The sequence below is a fragment of the Acidovorax sp. 94 genome (assembly GCF_003634645.1).
Classification (GTDB): Bacteria; Pseudomonadota; Gammaproteobacteria; order Burkholderiales; family Burkholderiaceae_C; genus Acidovorax; species Acidovorax facilis.
Genome location: NZ_RBJA01000001.1, coordinates 3,088,981 through 3,105,675, shown reverse-complemented (window position 1 = coordinate 3,105,675; position 16,695 = coordinate 3,088,981). Strand labels below are relative to the sequence as shown.

Annotated in this window: 13 protein-coding genes; 4 read left to right on the top strand and 9 right to left on the bottom strand. The window is 64.3% G+C overall.

The window, feature by feature from the left end:
- Positions 1–7 precede the first annotated feature (7 nt).
- The 4 genes from C8C94_RS14235 to C8C94_RS14220 form a co-directional block, all read right to left on the bottom strand.
- Positions 8–217: a DUF2892 domain-containing protein gene (locus tag C8C94_RS14235; protein ID WP_055395335.1), complete on the bottom strand. Its 210-nt coding sequence runs from the start codon at positions 215–217 to the stop codon at positions 8–10.
- 59 nt (positions 218–276) lie between these two features.
- Positions 277–1,569, bottom strand: coding sequence for an NAD(P)/FAD-dependent oxidoreductase (locus C8C94_RS14230; protein ID WP_121421171.1), 1,293 nt, complete (start codon positions 1,567–1,569; stop codon positions 277–279).
- Between the two features lie 63 nt (positions 1,570–1,632).
- Complete coding sequence (locus C8C94_RS14225; RefSeq protein WP_121421170.1) at positions 1,633–4,980, bottom strand: efflux RND transporter permease subunit; 3,348 nt, start codon at positions 4,978–4,980, stop codon at positions 1,633–1,635.
- A gap of 1 nt (position 4,981) precedes the next feature.
- On the bottom strand, positions 4,982–6,052 hold the full coding sequence (locus tag C8C94_RS14220; protein ID WP_121421169.1) for an efflux RND transporter periplasmic adaptor subunit: 1,071 nt from the start codon (positions 6,050–6,052) through the stop codon (positions 4,982–4,984).
- A gap of 96 nt (positions 6,053–6,148) precedes the next feature.
- On the opposite strand from C8C94_RS14220, the gene C8C94_RS14215 reads away from it, so the two are divergent.
- On the top strand, positions 6,149–6,487 hold the full coding sequence (locus C8C94_RS14215) for a helix-turn-helix transcriptional regulator (RefSeq protein ID WP_055395322.1): 339 nt from the start codon (positions 6,149–6,151) through the stop codon (positions 6,485–6,487).
- Between the two features lie 36 nt (positions 6,488–6,523).
- On the opposite strand, the gene C8C94_RS14210 is transcribed toward C8C94_RS14215, so the two are convergent.
- Positions 6,524–7,030: a flavodoxin family protein gene (locus C8C94_RS14210; RefSeq protein ID WP_121421168.1), complete on the bottom strand. Its 507-nt coding sequence runs from the start codon at positions 7,028–7,030 to the stop codon at positions 6,524–6,526.
- 205 nt (positions 7,031–7,235) lie between these two features.
- On the opposite strand from C8C94_RS14210, the gene C8C94_RS14205 reads away from it, so the two are divergent.
- Positions 7,236–8,822: a methyl-accepting chemotaxis protein gene (locus tag C8C94_RS14205; protein ID WP_121421167.1), complete on the top strand. Its 1,587-nt coding sequence runs from the start codon at positions 7,236–7,238 to the stop codon at positions 8,820–8,822.
- 3 nt (positions 8,823–8,825) lie between these two features.
- Here C8C94_RS14205 and C8C94_RS14200 read toward each other — a convergent pair whose 3' ends face one another.
- On the bottom strand, positions 8,826–10,796 hold the full coding sequence (locus C8C94_RS14200; RefSeq protein ID WP_121422868.1) for a sigma-54-dependent Fis family transcriptional regulator: 1,971 nt from the start codon (positions 10,794–10,796) through the stop codon (positions 8,826–8,828).
- Between the two features lie 310 nt (positions 10,797–11,106).
- Between C8C94_RS14200 and C8C94_RS14195 the strand changes: the two genes are divergently transcribed.
- Both C8C94_RS14195 and C8C94_RS14190 read left to right on the top strand, forming a co-directional pair.
- Positions 11,107–12,630 (top strand): aldehyde dehydrogenase family protein, encoded by a 1,524-nt coding sequence (locus tag C8C94_RS14195; protein WP_121421166.1) that lies wholly within the window; start codon positions 11,107–11,109, stop codon positions 12,628–12,630.
- A 170-nt stretch (positions 12,631–12,800) separates the two neighbouring features.
- Positions 12,801–13,178 carry a DUF779 domain-containing protein gene (locus tag C8C94_RS14190; protein ID WP_121422867.1) on the top strand — a complete coding sequence of 126 codons (378 nt, stop codon included), beginning with the start codon at positions 12,801–12,803 and terminating at the stop codon, positions 13,176–13,178.
- Positions 13,179–13,196: 18 nt separating this feature from the next.
- On the opposite strand, the gene C8C94_RS14185 is transcribed toward C8C94_RS14190, so the two are convergent.
- The 3 genes from C8C94_RS14185 to boxA all read right to left on the bottom strand — a co-directional run bounded on the left by C8C94_RS14185 (position 13,197) and on the right by boxA (position 16,669).
- A complete protein-coding gene (locus C8C94_RS14185) occupies positions 13,197–14,222 on the bottom strand; it encodes an SDR family oxidoreductase (protein WP_121421165.1) in 1,026 nt (341 codons plus the stop codon).
- A 216-nt stretch (positions 14,223–14,438) separates the two neighbouring features.
- Positions 14,439–14,651 (bottom strand): hypothetical protein, encoded by a 213-nt coding sequence (locus tag C8C94_RS14180; protein ID WP_121421164.1) that lies wholly within the window; start codon positions 14,649–14,651, stop codon positions 14,439–14,441.
- Positions 14,652–15,382: 731 nt separating this feature from the next.
- On the bottom strand, positions 15,383–16,669 hold the full coding sequence (gene boxA, locus C8C94_RS14175; RefSeq protein WP_121422866.1) for a benzoyl-CoA 2,3-epoxidase subunit BoxA: 1,287 nt from the start codon (positions 16,667–16,669) through the stop codon (positions 15,383–15,385).
- Between the last annotated feature and the right edge of the window lie 26 nt (positions 16,670–16,695).

The following is a 16,695-nucleotide window of genomic DNA, read 5'->3' as shown; positions in this document are numbered from 1 at the left end:
GTCCTCCTCAGCAGCCTGGGCGCACGCCCAGCTTGCGCAAGATGGTCTCCATCAGGCACCACTTGGTGAGCCCGCTCTGCAGCAGGTTCACGCCCACAAACGCCGTGAAGGCCAGCCACCACTGGCTGGCAAAAACAGGGCTGCCGGGAATGCCCAACGCCAGAGAAAGCAGGATGAAGGTGCCTGCGACCAAACGAACGATTTGCCAGGTTGTCATGATGAACTCCTTGTTAAGAAACGATAGAAACTGGGGGTGGGTGCGTGGTCCCGCGCCGGTCAATGGGGCTTTTGCTCGTGCAGGCGGGTGATGCCCAGGAGCTTGAGCACGTACTTCTCGTAGATAGGCTCGGAATTGCCCGACTTCATCTTGTTCAGGAAGTACTTCTCGAAAGCAATCTTGCCCAGGTGCACCCATTTACCCTTCTTGAACCAGTTGACGTTGCGCGGCGGCATCTGCGGCAGCGCGACAAACGCCGCGCCGGTGTCCCCCATGTCGGCCAGGCAGATGGCGTTCCAAGTGGCGGTGGCGGTGGCGGTGGCGGGCTGGCCCGCGATCTCAGCGGCAATGTTGTGCACGATGGCCGAGACCATGGTCTCGATCATGTAACCCGTCTTGGGCGCCCCGGTGGGGACCGGTGTTACCTCGACGGGCGGAATCGCAACGCAGACCCCGGCCGAGAAGATACTGGGGTAGGCCTTGCTGCGCTGATGCTCGTCGATCAACACGAACCCGCGCGGGTTGCACAGTCCGGATACGGATGCCACCGCATCAACCCCTTTGAAGGCAGGCAGCATCATCGACAGCTTGAAGCCCAGCTCGTGCTGCTGGTGCACCTGGCCTTTGTCGTCCAGCTGCTCGACAAACATCTTGCCCGCTTCAACCCGTGTGGTGCGCGCGTTGTGGATCCACTTGATGTCCTGGCTGCGCAGCTCGCTCTCCAGCATGCTCTTGCTGTCGCCCACGCCGCCCAGGCCCAGGTGGCCGATATAGGGCTCGCTGGTGACAAAGGTGATCGGCACCTTGTGGCGCAGCTTGCGCTTGCGCAGGTCCGCTGCAACGATGAATGCGAACTCGTAGGCCGGGCCAAAACAGCTCGCGCCTGGCATGGCGCCAATGACGATGGGGCCGGGGGCTTCCAGAAACTTCTGGTAGTCGCGCCAGAAGTGTTCCGCGTGGTCCACGGAGCACACCGAATGTGTGTGCCCGTTGACGGGGCCTGAGCCCGGCACTTCCTCAAAGGCCAGCCGGGGGCCGGTGGTGATCACGAGGTAGTCGTAATTCACAGTGCTTCCATCTTCCAGCGTGACAGCTTTGCCTGGAGCATCGATGGATTTCACCGGTTGGGCGATGAAATCAATGCCCTTGCGCTCCAGCAAGGGGCGGATCTGCAGGACGATGTCATCGCGCTTTCGCCAGCCCACGGCGATCCAGGGGTTGGAGGGCACGAACTGGAAGTAGTCCACCGCGCTGATCACTGTGATCCGATCTTCGCGTGGCAGCTTGCTGCGCATTTCGTACGCAGCCGGCATGCCCCCGATACCCGCTCCAATAATCACTACATGTGCCATGGTTGTCTCCTGTGGTTGAAGGATGGTTGCCCGACCGTTCGTTCAGTGCGTTCGGTGCGTCGTTCACTGCGTTCCGTGGTGAACGGCAGCCTCTGAGGGGCTGTTGTCAGGTGGGTTGGCGGGACCGGCACCGTTGGTGCTGCTGCCCGCGCTGCGGTCCCGGTACGCTGCGTAGTACAGGGTGGGAATCACCACGAGCGTGAGCACGGTGGAAACAAAGATGCCGAAGATCAGTGAAATGGCCAGGCCATTGAAAATCGGGTCGTCCAGGATGAAGAACGCGCCGATCATGGCCGCCAGCCCCGTCAGCACAATGGGCTGTGCACGGGTGATGGCCGAGTGGACGATGGCCGTCTTCAGGGGTACGCCCTCGCGCACCTGCAGGTTGATGAAGTCCACCAGCAGGATGGAGTTGCGCACGATGATGCCCGCCAGGGCAATCATTCCGATCATGCTGGTGGCCGTGTACTGCGCGCCCAGCAAGGCATGGCCGGGCATCACGCCGATGATGGTCAGCGGGATGGGCGCCATGATGATGAGCGGTGTGAGGTAGGAGCCAAACTGCGCCACCACCAGCAGGTAGATCAGGATCAGGCCCACCGCGTAGGCAGCGCCCATGTCGCGGAAGGTCTCAAACGTGATCTGCCATTCGCCATCCCATTTGATGGCGTAGCCCCGCAGGGCATCCGCAGGCTGCCGCACGAAGTACTCCTGCACCGATCCGCCGTCAGGCGCCACGATGCGGGCAATCGCGCTGCGTGCCTGGAACATGCCGTACAGCGGGCTGTCGACACGGCCCGCCATGTCGGCCACCACAAAATTCACCGGCAACAGGTCCTTGTGATACACGGGCTGTTCGCGCAGGGTGTCGCTCACCGTGACCAGCTCGCGGATGGGGACCAACTGGCCTTGAGAACCCCGGACCGTCAGGCGCAACAGTGCCTCCAGGTCGCCGTGGCTTTCTGCGGGCAATTGCAAAAGCACGGGCGCCGGGTATTTGCTGGCGTCGCGCAGCCAGGTGGTGGCTTCGCCGCTGAGCCCCGCATGCAGCGTGCTCACGATGGCCTGCTGGGGAATGCCCAGCAGGGCCGCCTTGCGCCGGTCCACGATGAGCAGCTTGCGAGGGGCGTCGGCAATGCTGCTGTCGTCGGCGTCCACAATGCCTCCGGTAGCGGCCAGCGCGGCGCGCACAGCACGCGCCACTTCGCGGCGGCCCTCCGCATCGGGGCCATACACCTCGGCCACGATGGGCGATAGCACAGGCGGGCCGGGAGGCACTTCCACCACCTTCACATTGGCGCCATGGCGCTTGCCGATCTCTTGCAAGGCGGGGCGCACCCGCATGGCAATGGCGTGGCTCTGGTCCTTGCGGTGTTGCTTGTCCACCAGATTGACCTGGATGTCACCGACCTCGCCCCCGGTGCGCAGGTAGTACTGCCGCACCAGTCCATTGAAGTTGATGGGGCCAGACAGGCCCGCGTAGGCCTGGTAGTCGGTCACCTCGGGCACGGTGGCCAGGTGTGCGCCCAGCTCGTGCAACACGGCGGCCGTGCGCTCAACGGGCGTACCCGCAGGCATGTCCACCACCACCTGAAACTCGGACTTGTTGTCGAACGGCAGCATCTTGAGCTGCACCCAGCCGAGTACCGGCAGGGCGACCGACAAGGCAATCAGCGCGGCCACGCCCAGGCCCAGCCAGCGGCGGTTGCGCTTGCCTTGGCGATCGTGAAGCAAGGGGCTGAAAACCCGCTCGAAGGTGGGTGCAATGCGCGCGCTGAGCCCACTGTGCGCCGGGGCGGCATGCCCCGAGGGGTGGGCGGTGTGCTCCTTCATCCACAGCCGGGCCAGCCAGGGGGTGATGACGAACGCCACGGCCAGCGACAGCAGCATGCCCATGCTGGCGTTGATGGGGATGGGGCTCATGTACGGGCCCATGAGGCCGCTCACAAACGCCATGGGCAGCAGGGCGGCAATCACGGTGAATGTGGCCAAAATGGTGGGGCCACCCACCTCGTCCACCGCGTGGGGGATGATGTCCTTGAGGCTGCGTCCGGGGTGCAGCAGTTGGTGGCGGTGAATGTTCTCCACCACCACAATGGCGTCGTCCACCAGGATGCCGATCGAGAAAATCAGCGCAAACAGCGATACCCGGTTGAGGGTGAAGCCCCAAGCCCAGGACGCAAACAACGTCACCGTGAGCGTCAGCACCACGGCCACACCCACGATGGCGGCTTCGCGGCGGCCCAGGGCCAGGAAGACGAGTGCCACCACCGACGCTGTGGCGAACAGCAGCTTCTGGATGAGCTTTTGGGCCTTGTCGTTGGCGGTGGCGCCGTAGTTGCGGGTTTCCGTCACCTCCACGCCGTCGGGAATCACGGTGTTGTGCAGTTGCTCGACCCGCTGCATCACCGCATTGGCGACGTCGATGGCGTTCTCTCCCGCCTTCTTGGTCACCGTGAGGGTCACGGCTGGGTATTCGTCCACGGCGCTCTGCGGGGCTTCGCCGCTGGTACTGGCGGTGTTGGCGGTGCGCCGTGGAACCCCATGCCAGACATAGCGGCTTGCGGGCAAGGCGCCGTCCTGAACATCGGCCACATCTTTCAGGAACACCGGCTTGCCCGAGCGCACGCCCACCATGAGGTCGGCCGCCTCATCGGCGCGCGCGAGAACGGGGCCGCTGTCCAGCTGGATGGTTCGGTCGCCGCCCAGCAGCTCTCCCACGGGCAGCCCCATGTTGGCCGACTGCAAGGCGCGGCGCAGGTCGTCCACCGTAGTGCCGGTGGCTGCCATACGGTTGGTGTCCATGCGCACCAGTACGGCGCGGCCCGGGCCGCCCAGGGTCTGCACCTCGCGGGTGCCGGGCACGCGCTTGATCTCGGCCTCCAGGCTGTGGGCCACGCGCTCCAGCGCAAAGGCACCGGATGTTTCGTCGCGGCTGTGCAGGGTGAGCGTCACCACGGGCACGTCGTCGATGCCCTTGGGCTTGATGATCGGGTCCATGGCCCCAAGCCCCTTGGGCAGCCAGTCAGCATTGCTGCGCAAGGTGTCGTGCAGGCGCACCAGCGCCTCGGTGCGTGGCACGCCCACCTTGAATTGCACGGTCATCACCGCCACGCCAGGCCGGGACACCGAGGTCACGTGCTCCGTGCCTTGCATCTGCGACAGCACTTGTTCGGCTGGGGTGGCAATCATCTGCTCCACGTCCGCCACGGAGGCGCCGGGGAACGGCACGATGACGTTGGCCATGGTGACGTCGATTTGCGGCTCTTCCTCGCGGGGCGTGACCAGCACTGCAAAAACGCCGAGCAAAAACGCCACCACGGCCAGCAAGGGCGTGATTTGCGCGCCCTGAAACAAGGCGGCGATGCGCCCGGAGATTCCGAGCTGAGAAGGGTTTTGGGGGGTGCTCATGTCAGCGCACCTTGGCAGCAGCTTGGGGCTGGAGTGCAATGCGGTCGCCTGCGCGCACGCCGCTCAACACCTCCACCATGTCGCCAGCGGGCCGCCCCAGGCGCACCTGCCGCAGCAGCGGCCGGCCCTGGCCATCCAGCACGTAGACGCCCGTCATTTCCGCGCGCCGAACCACCACGCTGGCGGGTACCAGCAGCGGGCCCACGGCAGCGGCTGCCGGTGCGGCAGCACCCTTGGCTGCGTCGATCCACAAGCGGGCGAACATACCGGGTGCCACGCCCACAAGACTGGCTGGCAGCTCCACGCGCACCTGCACGGTGTGGCTTTGCGCATCGACGGTGGGCAGCACCTGCACTTTGGATGCCGGGACCGCGATGCGCGAAGCGGAGATCCCCGGAATTTCCACCTGCAGCTCGCCAGTGCCTCCATTGCGCAATGTGGCGGCCTGTTGCTGCCCCACATAGGCGGTAACGCGCATCAGCGAAGGGTCGTACACGGTCATCAGGGGTTTGCCCGGCATGGCCATGTCGCCCAGTGTGGCGGGTACATGGCCCACCACGCCCGCAAATGGCGCCTTGATGACGTAGAAGCCCGACTGCGTGGCGGCCGCACCTGCCTGCGCCAGCAGGGCCTGCACCTGCGACTGGCTGGCACGCCACTGTGCCTCTGCTCGGTCCAGCGCTGCCTGGCTGATGTATTGCTTCTGGAACAGCTGCTTTTGGCGCTCGTATTCCTTGGTAGCGACGTTTTGGGCGGCGCGCGCGGCGTCCACCTGCGCCGCGCTGGCAGCGGCGTTTTGTTGCGCTGCGCGCGCATCAATGCGTGCCAGCTCCTGACCCGCCGTAACGCGGTCGCCCGCCTTGGCAGAGAGGCTGATCACCGCACCCTGTACCTGGGCGGAGAGGGTGGCGTCCCGCACGGCCTCGACCTGGGCGTCCACACTGCTCGCCAGCTGGGCGGCAGCGGGCTTGACGGTAAAGGTGGCGACCGGCTGCGCAGCGGTGTTGCTGGCCGCCCAGGCGCCGGACACGGCCAGGGAAAGCGCTGCGGTCAACAGGGTCAGGGACTTCATGGCGGCTCCAGGGAATCTTTGTGAGATTGATTATTTAACTAATCAGCTAATTAGTCAATAATGTATCATGTGTTCCCAATGCACGGAGATCCCGCGATGAAAGAGATGCCCCCCGAAGCCCTTGAGCAGGTCGCTGCCTACTTCCAGGTTCTTGCCGAACCCACGCGGCTGCGCATCCTCAATTTGCTGCGGGACGGAGAGAAAAACGTGGGAGACCTGGCGCAGCAATGTGGCTACACGGCGGCCAACGTCTCCAGGCATCTGTCGTTGATGACCAAGCACGGCCTTGTGGCCCGCGAGGGGCGGGGGACTAGCGTGTACTACCGGCTGACCGATGAGTCGGTCGATGCCTTGTGTGATCTGGTCTGCGGCAATATTGCACGCCAGCTGGAGCGGGACTCGGCGGCGCGTGCCGCGTTTCAGGTGGTGCGCTGAGCCTAGCCCACCAGGTTTCTGGGCGCAGTGGCCCGCCTAAAAAACGCCCAGCGCCAAACCCTGCGCCATCGCTTCGCCCAAGGCTCGGCAGCGTTCCAGTTCATCGCTGCAGATGCTCTTCCTGGCCAGAATCGCTTCTGGCGTCTGCGCGTGGGTGCAGACAATGAGGGGCTCGGCGATGGCCCGCAGGCGCCAGCCGGTCGCAATGCGTTCCATCTGCCGGGCCGCGTTGTGCCCATCGCTGCCCGCGCAGACCAGGCATGCATAGGGGCGGCCATTGACGTGGTCTAGCACGGCGTAGTAGCTGCGGTCAAAAAAATCCTTGAGTTGTCCGCTGATGGCTGCAAGGTTTTCCGGGGTGGCAAAAATGAACCCATCCGCGCCCAGCACGTCTGCGGCGCCAGCCTGTGCGGCATGCAGCAGTCGCACATGAACGGCCCCATCCTTGTCGGAGCAAGCGCCTGCCCGTGCTGCATCTGCCATCTGGCGCGTGCCATCCGTCATCGAGTGGTAAACGATCAACAAGGTCTTGCGGGGGCTCATGGGTAAAGCATAGCCCCTCGCCCTGTGACCCCTGAAGACCCGCTTGCCGCCATGCAGGGGCGGCCCCATTGACCCGCATTCGAGAAGCGCGTTCAATCCGCCAAGATGCCCGGTTGGTTGCAAATTGTCGCAATTGGCACGAAGCCCAGGGGGCAGTGCTAGAGCGCCGCGGCAACGCAGATTTCTTCCTTGCAGAGGTGACACCATGAGCATTGCCAGACGTCTTCATGCCATTTCCTTCCTGCTGATTGCAGGACTGGCCGGGATCGCCGTACTGGCCTGGATCTATCTGGGTGAGGTCAATCACCAGACCGAACTGGTGGCCCGGGAAGAGGTGCCGCGCCAGCTTCAGGCCAGTGCCATGGAGTTGAACGTCACGCGGGTTTCCTTGCAGGTTCGCCATGCCATCCTGGTCCGCACACCCGAAGACCTGGCCGCCACGCTCGCAGATATCGGCGAGAAAAGGCGCCTGATTGACAAAGACCTTGCGGGCTTCCAGCAAGCAGTAAATACGGCATCGGAAAAGGCACTGAGTGCCGAATTGACCCAAGGACTGGAAGCTTTCTGGCGGGTTGCCGAACAGAACCTGCAGTTGATCAAGGAAGGAAAGAAGGAGCCAGCGTTTGACTTCCTGGTCGCGTCCACGATACCTACGCGCAATGTGGTGCTGGCAGTTCTTGCCAAGGAGAAGGAACACCAGTCCAAGCTGCTCGATGCCAGCCTTGCCGAGATTGGGCGGGACGTTAAGCTGACCTTGCGTGCGTTGGTAAGCTCCGTTGTGGTGGTGGCTATCGGGCTGCTGCTGTTTTCGTGGCACATCGGCGCTACGCTCCTGCGCCGGGTTGCCGAGTCACAAGCCGTGGCTGACCGCGTGCGCAATGGCGACCTCACCACGGCGGTGGTGGATGCGTCGCGGGATGAATTCAGCCCCCTGTTGGCAGCGCTGGCCGTGATGCAGGACTCGCTGACCCGTATCGTCAGCCAGGTGCGCAGTGGTTCGGAAACCGTGGCGGCGGCCAGCGCGCAGATATCCATCGGCAACAGCGACCTTTCCACCCGGACGGAGAACCAGGCCAGTGCGCTGGAGCAGACCGCTGCCGCCATGGAGGAACTCAATTCCACGGTGCAAAACAATGCGCAGAATGCACGCCAGGCCAATGCCCTCGCCCAGAGTGCATCCACGGTGGCCAAGCAGGGGGGCGATGTGGTGTCGAAAGTGGTGGACACCATGAGCGGCATCAACGAAAGCTCCAAGAAGATTTCCGAAATCATCGGTGTCATTGACGGGATCGCGTTTCAGACCAACATCCTGGCCCTGAATGCGGCCGTGGAGGCTGCCAGGGCAGGTGAGCAGGGACGGGGTTTTGCCGTGGTGGCCTCGGAGGTGCGCAGCCTCGCGGCACGCTCTGCGGAGGCCGCCAAGGAGATCAAAACGCTCATTGCCACGAGTGTCGAGCGGGTTGAGGCTGGCACCGTGCTGGTCGGCACCGCCGGGCAGACCATGAAAGAGGTGGTCTCGTCCATTGAGCGGGTGACGGAGACGGTGGCGCAAATCAGCGCGGCCGGAACCGAGCAAAGCGAAGGGGTGAACCAGGTCAATGTGGCGGTGAACCAGATGGACCAGGCCACCCAGCAAAACGCAGCGCTGGTGGAGGAGATGGCCGCAGCAGCCTCCAGCCTGAGCACCCAGTCGAGGAAATTGGTGGAAACGGTCGCGACGTTCAAGCTCTCTGGCGCTGCCCAGCCATTGGAATCGGGGCAGCCTGCGGGCCAGCGCTTGATGCTGGCCTGACCATCAGTGCCCTGACAACAGGCCTCGGGCGGAGTGCTGTAAATCAGGGTTGACGAGCCGCTCCTTGCGCAGGGCCAGCTTGCGGTACAGCGTCTGGCGGCTGATGCCCAGGGTGCGCGCTGCGTGGCTCATGTTGCCCCGGCAGCTCTCCAGCGCCTGCTGGATGGCCGATTGGGACAGTTCATCCAGGTTTTGCGGAGGGCGCTCCGGGGTGGTTGGCGTGGCAAAACGATCCACGTTTTGCAGTTCTTCCAGAAAGTCATCCGACAGGTGGTGCCATTCCACCATCTCCTCGTGCGCGTCCAGCATGGCGCAGGCGGTGCGCAGCACGCTGGCGCACTGGCGCAAATTGCCCGGCCAACGGTATTTTTCCAGCGCTGCCATCAACGAAGGGTCCAGGCGCAGGTGTCGGGCGGGTTCAATGTCCTGGAGCATGCGATGGCTCAGCGCTTCGAAGTCGGTGCGCTCGCGCAGGGGGGGCAGCTCAACCGCCAGACCGTTGATCCGGTAGTACAGGTCGGTGCGAAACCGTCCCTGCTCCGCCTCTTCGCGCAGCTTGCGGTTGGAGGCACAAATGAGGGCAAAGTCCACGGCCACCGGCTGCGCGCTGCCCAGCGGCACCACCTGCCGCTCCTGCAGCACGCGCAGCAGCCGCGTCTGGAGGGTCAGCGGCATGTCGCCAATCTCATCCAGAAACAGCGTGCCGCCATGGGCTTCGCGCAGCAGGCCCAGGCGCCCCTCGCGCCGGCCGCCGGTGAATGCGCCGGGGCTGTAGCCAAACAGCTCGGACTCGATCAGCGACTCGGGCATTGCGGCGCAGTTGATGGCAATGAAGGGGCCGTCGCGGCGCGGGCCACTTTGGTGTGCACTGCGCGCAAACCACTCCTTGCCAACCCCGGATTCGCCCTGGATGAGCAGGGCGATGGGCTTGCCCAGAATGCGCCGCGTTTTGGCGGCAGCCGTGCGCCAGCGGGCATCGCCGGTGTCCAGCTGGGCCAGCGCATCCTCCGGGGGGCGGGTAGGCGCAGATGGGGGCAGGGTCCGCACCGTGCGCTTGTCGGGCACTGGCAGCCCAAAAAGCGGGGCGCCATCGTGCCGCCGCAAGGACAGCGGCGCGTCGGGTCGGCGGTGGTGGCGCGCCAAAAGCTCTTGCAGGTCCACGTTCAGGATCTGGTCCAGCGAGATGCTGCCCAGCTGCGCCAACGAAATGCGCAGCAGCGCCAGCGCACTGCGGTTGCCGCCCACCAGCCAGCCGTCTTCCGACACCAGCGCGATGCCTTCGGCCACGGTGCCAATGCCCTCGGGGTGCGTGTGCAGGTGCAGGCGGACATGGCGCTGGCTGCCCGACACCAGCAGCCGGTTTTCGATCATGTGGGCGGCGGTGCTGACCAGCCCCAGCGTGTGGGGGTTGCCCCGGCTGTGTTCGCTGGAGATGTCCAGAATGCCCAGTATCTGCCCGGTGGCAGACAGGATGGGGGCGGCGGCACAGGTCAGAAAGCCGTTGCGCTCCAGAAAATGTTCTGCGCCGTGCACTTCCACGGGCGCCATTTCGGCCAGCGCGGTGCCGATGGCGTTGGTGCCGCGCTGCTTTTCGTGCCACGAGGCGCCGCTGGTCAGGGCCACCCGTTCGGCCTTACCCAGAAAGTAGGCGTCACCACAGGTGTCCACCAGCGTGCCGCAGGGGCTGGCCAGCACCACCACGCTCTGGCTGTCGCGCACCTGCTCAAACAGGTACTCCATCACGGGGCGCGAATGCGCCAGCAACTCCTGGTGGTGGCCGCGCAACTGCCGCAAGGCCTGGTGTTCCAGGTTGTCGGGGTTGCCCAGTCGCCCGGTGGGCAGCAGGCCGCTGTCCAGGCTGCGCTGCCACGACCGTGCCAGGCGCTCGTCCACGAGGCCGATGGGGCATTGGCCTGATTCCAGCAGGTGCTGGCGGGCTTGCCGCAGTGCCACAGATGTGGAAGTGGATCGCATGGTGTTTGTCTCCTGCCCGGGCGTCATGAACGCGCCCTGTTTGAAAGCCAGTATGGCGGTGGCCAGAGGCCAGGGCAATAGCAAGCGCTGAGGGGCCGCTTCAACTGTTCCATTTCGTGACAGGTGTCGCGTTCTGGAGCGGACACCTTAGCGGCCGATGGATGGTGCATTCTTGCGGACGCGCAAACAAAGCCATAAAAATCAAACACTTAGCAGGTGGGGCAGGTTGGCACGGGTTTTGAGTCATGTCCTCTATCTGGCGGCGCGGTGTGCCGACCAGATGTCCACAAATCCACCGGAGACAGACAACATGACCGTTTATGCAGCCCCCGGCGCCGCTGGCGCCAAGATCGCCTACAAGCCCCAGTACAACAACTTCATCGGCGGCCAATTTGTGCCCCCGGTCAAGGGCCAATACTTTGATGTGATCTCGCCCGTCAACGGCAAGATCTACACCCAGGCCGCCCGCTCCACCGCCGAAGACATCGAGCTGGCGCTGGACGCCGCCCACGCCGCTGCCGACGCCTGGGGCAAGACCGACGCCGCCACGCGCAGCAACATCCTGCTGAAGATTGCAGACCGCATCGAGCAGAACCTGGAGCTGCTGGCCTATGCGGAAACCGTGGACAACGGCAAGGCCATCCGCGAAACGCTGAACGCCGACATCCCACTCACCGTGGACCACTTCCGCTACTTTGCGGGCTGTGTGCGTGCGCAGGAAGGCGCCCTCTCCAACATCGACGAGAACACCGTGGCGTACCACATCCAGGAACCACTGGGCGTGGTGGGCCAGATCATTCCGTGGAACTTCCCCATCCTGATGGCGGCGTGGAAACTGGCACCTGCGCTGGGCGCGGGCAACTGCGTGGTGCTCAAGCCTGCAGAGTCCACCCCCATTTCCATCCTCATCCTGGCCGAGCTGATTGCCGACCTGCTGCCGCCCGGCGTGCTCAACATCGTCAACGGCTTTGGCCGTGAGGCGGGCATGCCGCTGGCGACTTCCAAGCGCATTGCCAAGATCGCCTTCACCGGATCGACCAGCACCGGCCGCGTGATTGCGCAGGCCGCCGCCAACAACCTGATTCCCGCCACGCTGGAGCTGGGTGGCAAGAGCCCCAACGTGTTCTTTGCCGACATCATGGACAAGGACGATGCCTTCCTCGACAAGTGTGTGGAAGGCCTGGTGCTGTTCGCGTTCAACCAGGGCGAGGTCTGCACCTGCCCGTCGCGTGCGCTGATCCAGGAATCCATCTACGACAAGTTCATGGAACGTGTCTTGAAGCGCGTGGCCGCCATCAAGCACCAGAACCCGCTGGACACCGACAGCATGATGGGCGCGCAGGCCAGCAAAGAGCAGCTCACCAAGATCCTGTCGTACCTGGAACTGGGCAAGGCCGAAGGCGCCGAAGTCCTGGCTGGCGGTGGCCAGGCCCACCTGGGTGGCGACCTGGAAGGCGGCTACTACGTGCAGCCCACACTGTTCAAGGGCCACAACAAGATGCGCATCTTCCAGGAAGAAATCTTCGGTCCCGTGCTGGCCGTGACCACCTTCAAGGACGAAGCCGAAGCGCTGGCCATTGCCAACGACACGCTGTACGGCCTGGGCGCCGGTGTGTGGAGCCGCAACGGCAATGTGGCCTACCGCATGGGCCGCGCCATCAAGGCCGGGCGGGTGTGGACCAACTGCTACCACGCCTACCCTGCGCACGCGGCGTTTGGCGGCTACAAGGAATCGGGCATTGGGCGCGAGACGCACAAGATGATGCTGGACCATTACCAGCAAACCAAGAATCTTTTGGTTTCGTACTCGGAAAACAAGCTCGGCTTCTTCTGATGGTGGTGGCGGTCCACAGACCGTCCCTGGCGTCGTTGCTCTCCCTTGCCGTAGCGTTGCTACTGTCTGCGGGAGAGACGCCTAGCCAGGAACGGCCTGTGAACCGCTGGTGACGCTGCGGCAGAGTCGTTCTGCGGCAGCTTTTTGCATTGGCGCACCAGGAGATCACCATGGTCGAGAGAGTCATTGCCACCGACGCAGCCCTTGCGCTGATTGCACAGCTGCAGGCGGAGCATGGGAGTGTGATGTTCCACCAGTCGGGCGGCTGCTGCGACAACAGCGCGGCCAACTGCTACCTGCCCACCGATCTGACCATTGGGGCGGGGGATGTCTTGCTGGGGCATGTGGGCGGCGCGCCGTTCTACATCGGTAAATCGCAGTACGAATACTGGAAGCACACGCAGCTCATTCTGGATGTGATTGACGGGCACGGCGGCACGTTTTCGCTGGAGGGCAGCACCGGCAAGGCTTTCCACACCCGCTCGCGCCTGTTCACGGACGAGGAGTGGGCTGGGATTGAACCGCTGGTCGCCCGCGATCTGGCGTGATGTGAAGCGGTGCTCTCTTCACGCGCCGTCGCCGGCGTTGCCCGTGATCGGCAGCACGGTGCCGGTGATGTAGCTGGAGCAGCACGGTGCTGCAAGAAACACGTAGGCGGGTGAAATCTCCTCGGGCTGCGCCGGGCGGCCCAGGTGGGTCTTTGCACCAAATTTTTCGATGTCCTCTGGCGTCTTGTCCGCCGGATTGAGGGGCGTCCATACCGGCCCGGGGGCGACCGCGTTCACGCGGATGCCTTGGTCGGCCAGGTTGTGGGCCAGGGCCTTGGTGAACGCATGGATGGCCCCCTTGGTGGCCGAGTAGTCGATCAGTTCCTTGCTGCCGCGCAGCCCGGTGACGGAGCCGGTGTTGATGATCGAGTCACCCCGGTGCAGGTGGGGCAGGGCTGCCTTGGCCATGTGGAAGTAGCCGTAGATATTGGTCTGGAACGTTTCGTCAAAACGCTCTGCCGTCAGTTCTTCCAGGGAGGCCGCATGCTCCTGGAATGCCGCGTTGTTGACCAGCACATTGAGCTTGCCAAACGCTGTGACCACCTGCCGCACGGCATCCGCACAGTACGCGGCGTCTTTGACGTCGCCGGGGATCAGAATGCACCGGCCGCCCTCTGCCTCCACCAGCTGGCGAGTCTGCTCGGCGTCTTCATGTTCCGCCAGGTACGCAATGGCAACGTCCGCACCCTCGCGGGCAAACAGCACGGCTACCGCGCGGCCAATGCCCGAGTCGCCGCCGGTGATGAGCGTGGAGAACCCCTTGAGTTTGTCGCTGCCCCGGTAATGGGCCGCCTCGAACTGGGGCTTGAGTTCCATGTCGGCCTCCAGGCCCGGTTTGGTGAGGTGCTGGTCGGGCAGCGGAGGTGCCGGTTCCGCATGGCCTGGCCCCGGTGCCGCAGGGCTGCCCTTACCCTTCGCGGGTTGTGCCTTGCTCTTTGGAGGCTGGTGTGTGTCGTGGTGGTCCTGCTGGGTCTGGATCCGCCTCTGCTTCTGGACCGTTGCATGGACCGCTGTGTCGGTAAGGGGCGTTTTGGCTGTGTTCATGGCAGAGGGTGCTGGCTCAATGAATGAAGGAAAGAAGCGCAGTGGTGTGGCGCGCTGAACGCAGGCCGCAGCAGGGCCACAAAGTTAGGCCGCGCTGCTCCAGGGGGGAGGCAGCACGGCCCGAGGTCACAAGGCGCACGCCCCACCACCGGCGTGCGGCTCGGCGTGCGCCCGTTTGGCCTGCATCCGTCTCACGGCAAGGCGCCGCTCGGCGGATCAGCGCTGGTTCTGGGGTGTGCGGCGGGAAGAGTCTTCGTGCTGCTCACGGCTTCCCGGGTTGCCGCTGGAGCCCGAAGTGTCGTTCTGCCCCTGCTGGCGGTTGCCAGATGGGTCGTTGCTTTGCTCGGCCTGCCGGCTGCCCTGGTTCTTGCGCTGGGAGTCGTTGTTGTCGGTGTGCTGGTTCTGGCCTTGAGGGTTGTTGCTGGACATTGATATCTCCTGGTGAAAGAAAAGAAAAATTGCACACGGGGGCCGTGTGTGAATTCATTCTCAAAATGCACCAGGGCAATTTCTGTAGTCCCTGTCCTATAGGCGGGTCGTCCTTTTTCCATCTGCCGTAAGCAAACGCGCACCAGTCCACTGAAACCGAGAAATCGGCTGTGCGTGAGGGTCTGGCAGGGCCGTCCTCTAGGCGGCGGGCGCAGGCGGGTTGCACACCCGGCGAGCACGGCAACGACGAGGGCGGCCCTGCCAGGCCCTCACCCTTCGGGCCGGGGTGGCAGCAGGCGCATCGCGGCGTTGCGGGCTTTGCCAAGGCGGCCAGCCTTGGCCGCAGCCCGCGCCTTGCGCTGCACCCGCTACCACCTCGGCGCACAGCCGATTTCTCGATTTCAGTGGACTCGGTTTCTGCATCTTGCGAGGCGCGCAAAGGTGCGTGGGATTCTTCTGGATAGTACAGCGTGGCGCTGTGGCTGTGCTGGCGGGAAGGGCGGGGCGCGTGCGCGAAAGTGAGCCGTCCATTTCTGGCCTGACTATGCGCAACTGCTGCGAGCGTGGTGGATGGCTTAAATGCTATAAAAATAATAGCTGTTTGCGCTTATCCATCAAGCGCTAGGGCCCTATTGCACTCAAAATTTGATGCGCAATCCGACCAACCTGGAGGCGCACCACCACCAGCGCACTTCCCGTGCCGCCGGCCTACGGACCGGCGGCGATGCAGCTCAGTAGGTCTCCAGGTGCAACCGTCCTTCGCGCTGGAGTGCGGCGCCCACAGCGTCCCACTCCAGGCCGGCTTCGCTGGCGATGTCGCGCAGGGCCATCACCACGCCTTCTTCCATGCTCTTCAGGCCACAGACATAGAAGTGGCTGTTGCCGTCGCGCAGCAGCGCAGCCAGGTCAGCGGCGCGCTCGCGCATCAGGTCTTGCACATAGCGCTTGGGCTGCCCGGCGGTGCGGGAGAACGCCAGGTTGATGTCGATGAAATCCTTGGGGAGGTTTTGCAGCGGGCCAAAGTACGGCAGCTCCTGCTGCGTGCGTGCGCCGAAGAACAGCATGAGCTTGCCGCCTTCAAACTTGCCGCTGCTGCGCAGGCGCCGACGCCATTCGGTCATCGCGCGCATGGGGGCGCTGCCGGTGCCGGTGCAGATCATCACGATGTGCGAGCGCGGGTGGTTGGGCATCAGGAAGGAGCTTCCAAACGGCCCCACCACCTGGACCTTATCGCCCACTTTCAGGTCGCACACGAAGTTGGAAGCGATGCCGCGCACGGCGTTGCCGTCGTGGTCGGTGGTCACGCGCTTTACCGTGAGCGCCAGGTTGTTATAGCCGGGCCGCTCGCCATTGCGCGGGCTGGCGATGGAGTACTGGCGCGCGTGGTGCGCCTTGCCCAGCGCGTCGGTGCCGGGCGGGATGATGCCGATGGACTGCCCCTCCAGCACCGGGAACGGCATGCTGCCGAAGTCGAGCACCACGTGGTGCGTCTCGCTCTCAAAGCCCGCCTCGGTGCAGTTGAAGTTGCCAACCACGGTGGCGGTGGTGGGGCTCCTCGGGGGGAACAGGTTGGTGTAGGGGTGTGCGGCCGACCAGGGCGGCACCGTGGCGCCGTACTGCGCCGAGCGGAACGCCTGCGTGCCCGGCTCCATGGGCGTGGTCGGTGCAGCCGGTGCGGACGGCAGCTTTGTATCGCCGGTCGACGTTGCCACACCCTCGGCAGCCAGTTCATCGGGCGTGAGTTCGGACGGCAGTTCTTCCCAGGTGAGCTGTTCTTCGATGCTGTAGGCGCGCGCCAGCGGCATGGTGCGCCAGTTGTCGATGGAGCCGGTGGGGCAGGGCGAGATGCAGGCCATGCAGCCGTTGCACACATCGGCGCGCACCACGTAGTTGTTGTCGTCGTGTGTGATGGCACCCACCGGGCAGGTGGCCTCGCAGGTGTTGCAGCGGATGCAGATCTCGGGGTCGATCAGGTGCTGCTTCAGGATGCCGTTGTCGATCAGCGTGGTGGTGGTCATGCCCATATTCTTCTTCCAACAGTTGT

Bases quoted from the DNA above. Each gene is read 5' to 3' on its own strand.
- C8C94_RS14235 (WP_055395335.1), bottom strand. From the start codon at position 217: ATGACAACCTGGCAAATCGTTCGTTTGGTCGCAGGCACCTTCATCCTG.
- C8C94_RS14230 (WP_121421171.1), bottom strand. From the start codon at position 1,569: ATGGCACATGTAGTGATTATTGGAGCGGGTATCGGGGGCATGCCGGCT.
- C8C94_RS14225 (WP_121421170.1), bottom strand. From the start codon at position 4,980: ATGAGCACCCCCCAAAACCCTTCTCAGCTCGGAATCTCCGGGCGCATC.
- C8C94_RS14220 (WP_121421169.1), bottom strand. From the start codon at position 6,052: ATGAAGTCCCTGACCCTGTTGACCGCAGCGCTTTCCCTGGCCGTGTCC.
- C8C94_RS14215 (WP_055395322.1), top strand. From the start codon at position 6,149: ATGAAAGAGATGCCCCCCGAAGCCCTTGAGCAGGTCGCTGCCTACTTC.
- C8C94_RS14210 (WP_121421168.1), bottom strand. From the start codon at position 7,030: ATGAGCCCCCGCAAGACCTTGTTGATCGTTTACCACTCGATGACGGAT.
- C8C94_RS14205 (WP_121421167.1), top strand. From the start codon at position 7,236: ATGAGCATTGCCAGACGTCTTCATGCCATTTCCTTCCTGCTGATTGCA.
- C8C94_RS14200 (WP_121422868.1), bottom strand. From the start codon at position 10,796: ATGCGATCCACTTCCACATCTGTGGCACTGCGGCAAGCCCGCCAGCAC.
- C8C94_RS14195 (WP_121421166.1), top strand. From the start codon at position 11,107: ATGACCGTTTATGCAGCCCCCGGCGCCGCTGGCGCCAAGATCGCCTAC.
- C8C94_RS14190 (WP_121422867.1), top strand. From the start codon at position 12,801: ATGGTCGAGAGAGTCATTGCCACCGACGCAGCCCTTGCGCTGATTGCA.
- C8C94_RS14185 (WP_121421165.1), bottom strand. From the start codon at position 14,222: ATGAACACAGCCAAAACGCCCCTTACCGACACAGCGGTCCATGCAACG.
- C8C94_RS14180 (WP_121421164.1), bottom strand. From the start codon at position 14,651: ATGTCCAGCAACAACCCTCAAGGCCAGAACCAGCACACCGACAACAAC.
- boxA (WP_121422866.1), bottom strand. From the start codon at position 16,669: ATGACCACCACCACGCTGATCGACAACGGCATCCTGAAGCAGCACCTG.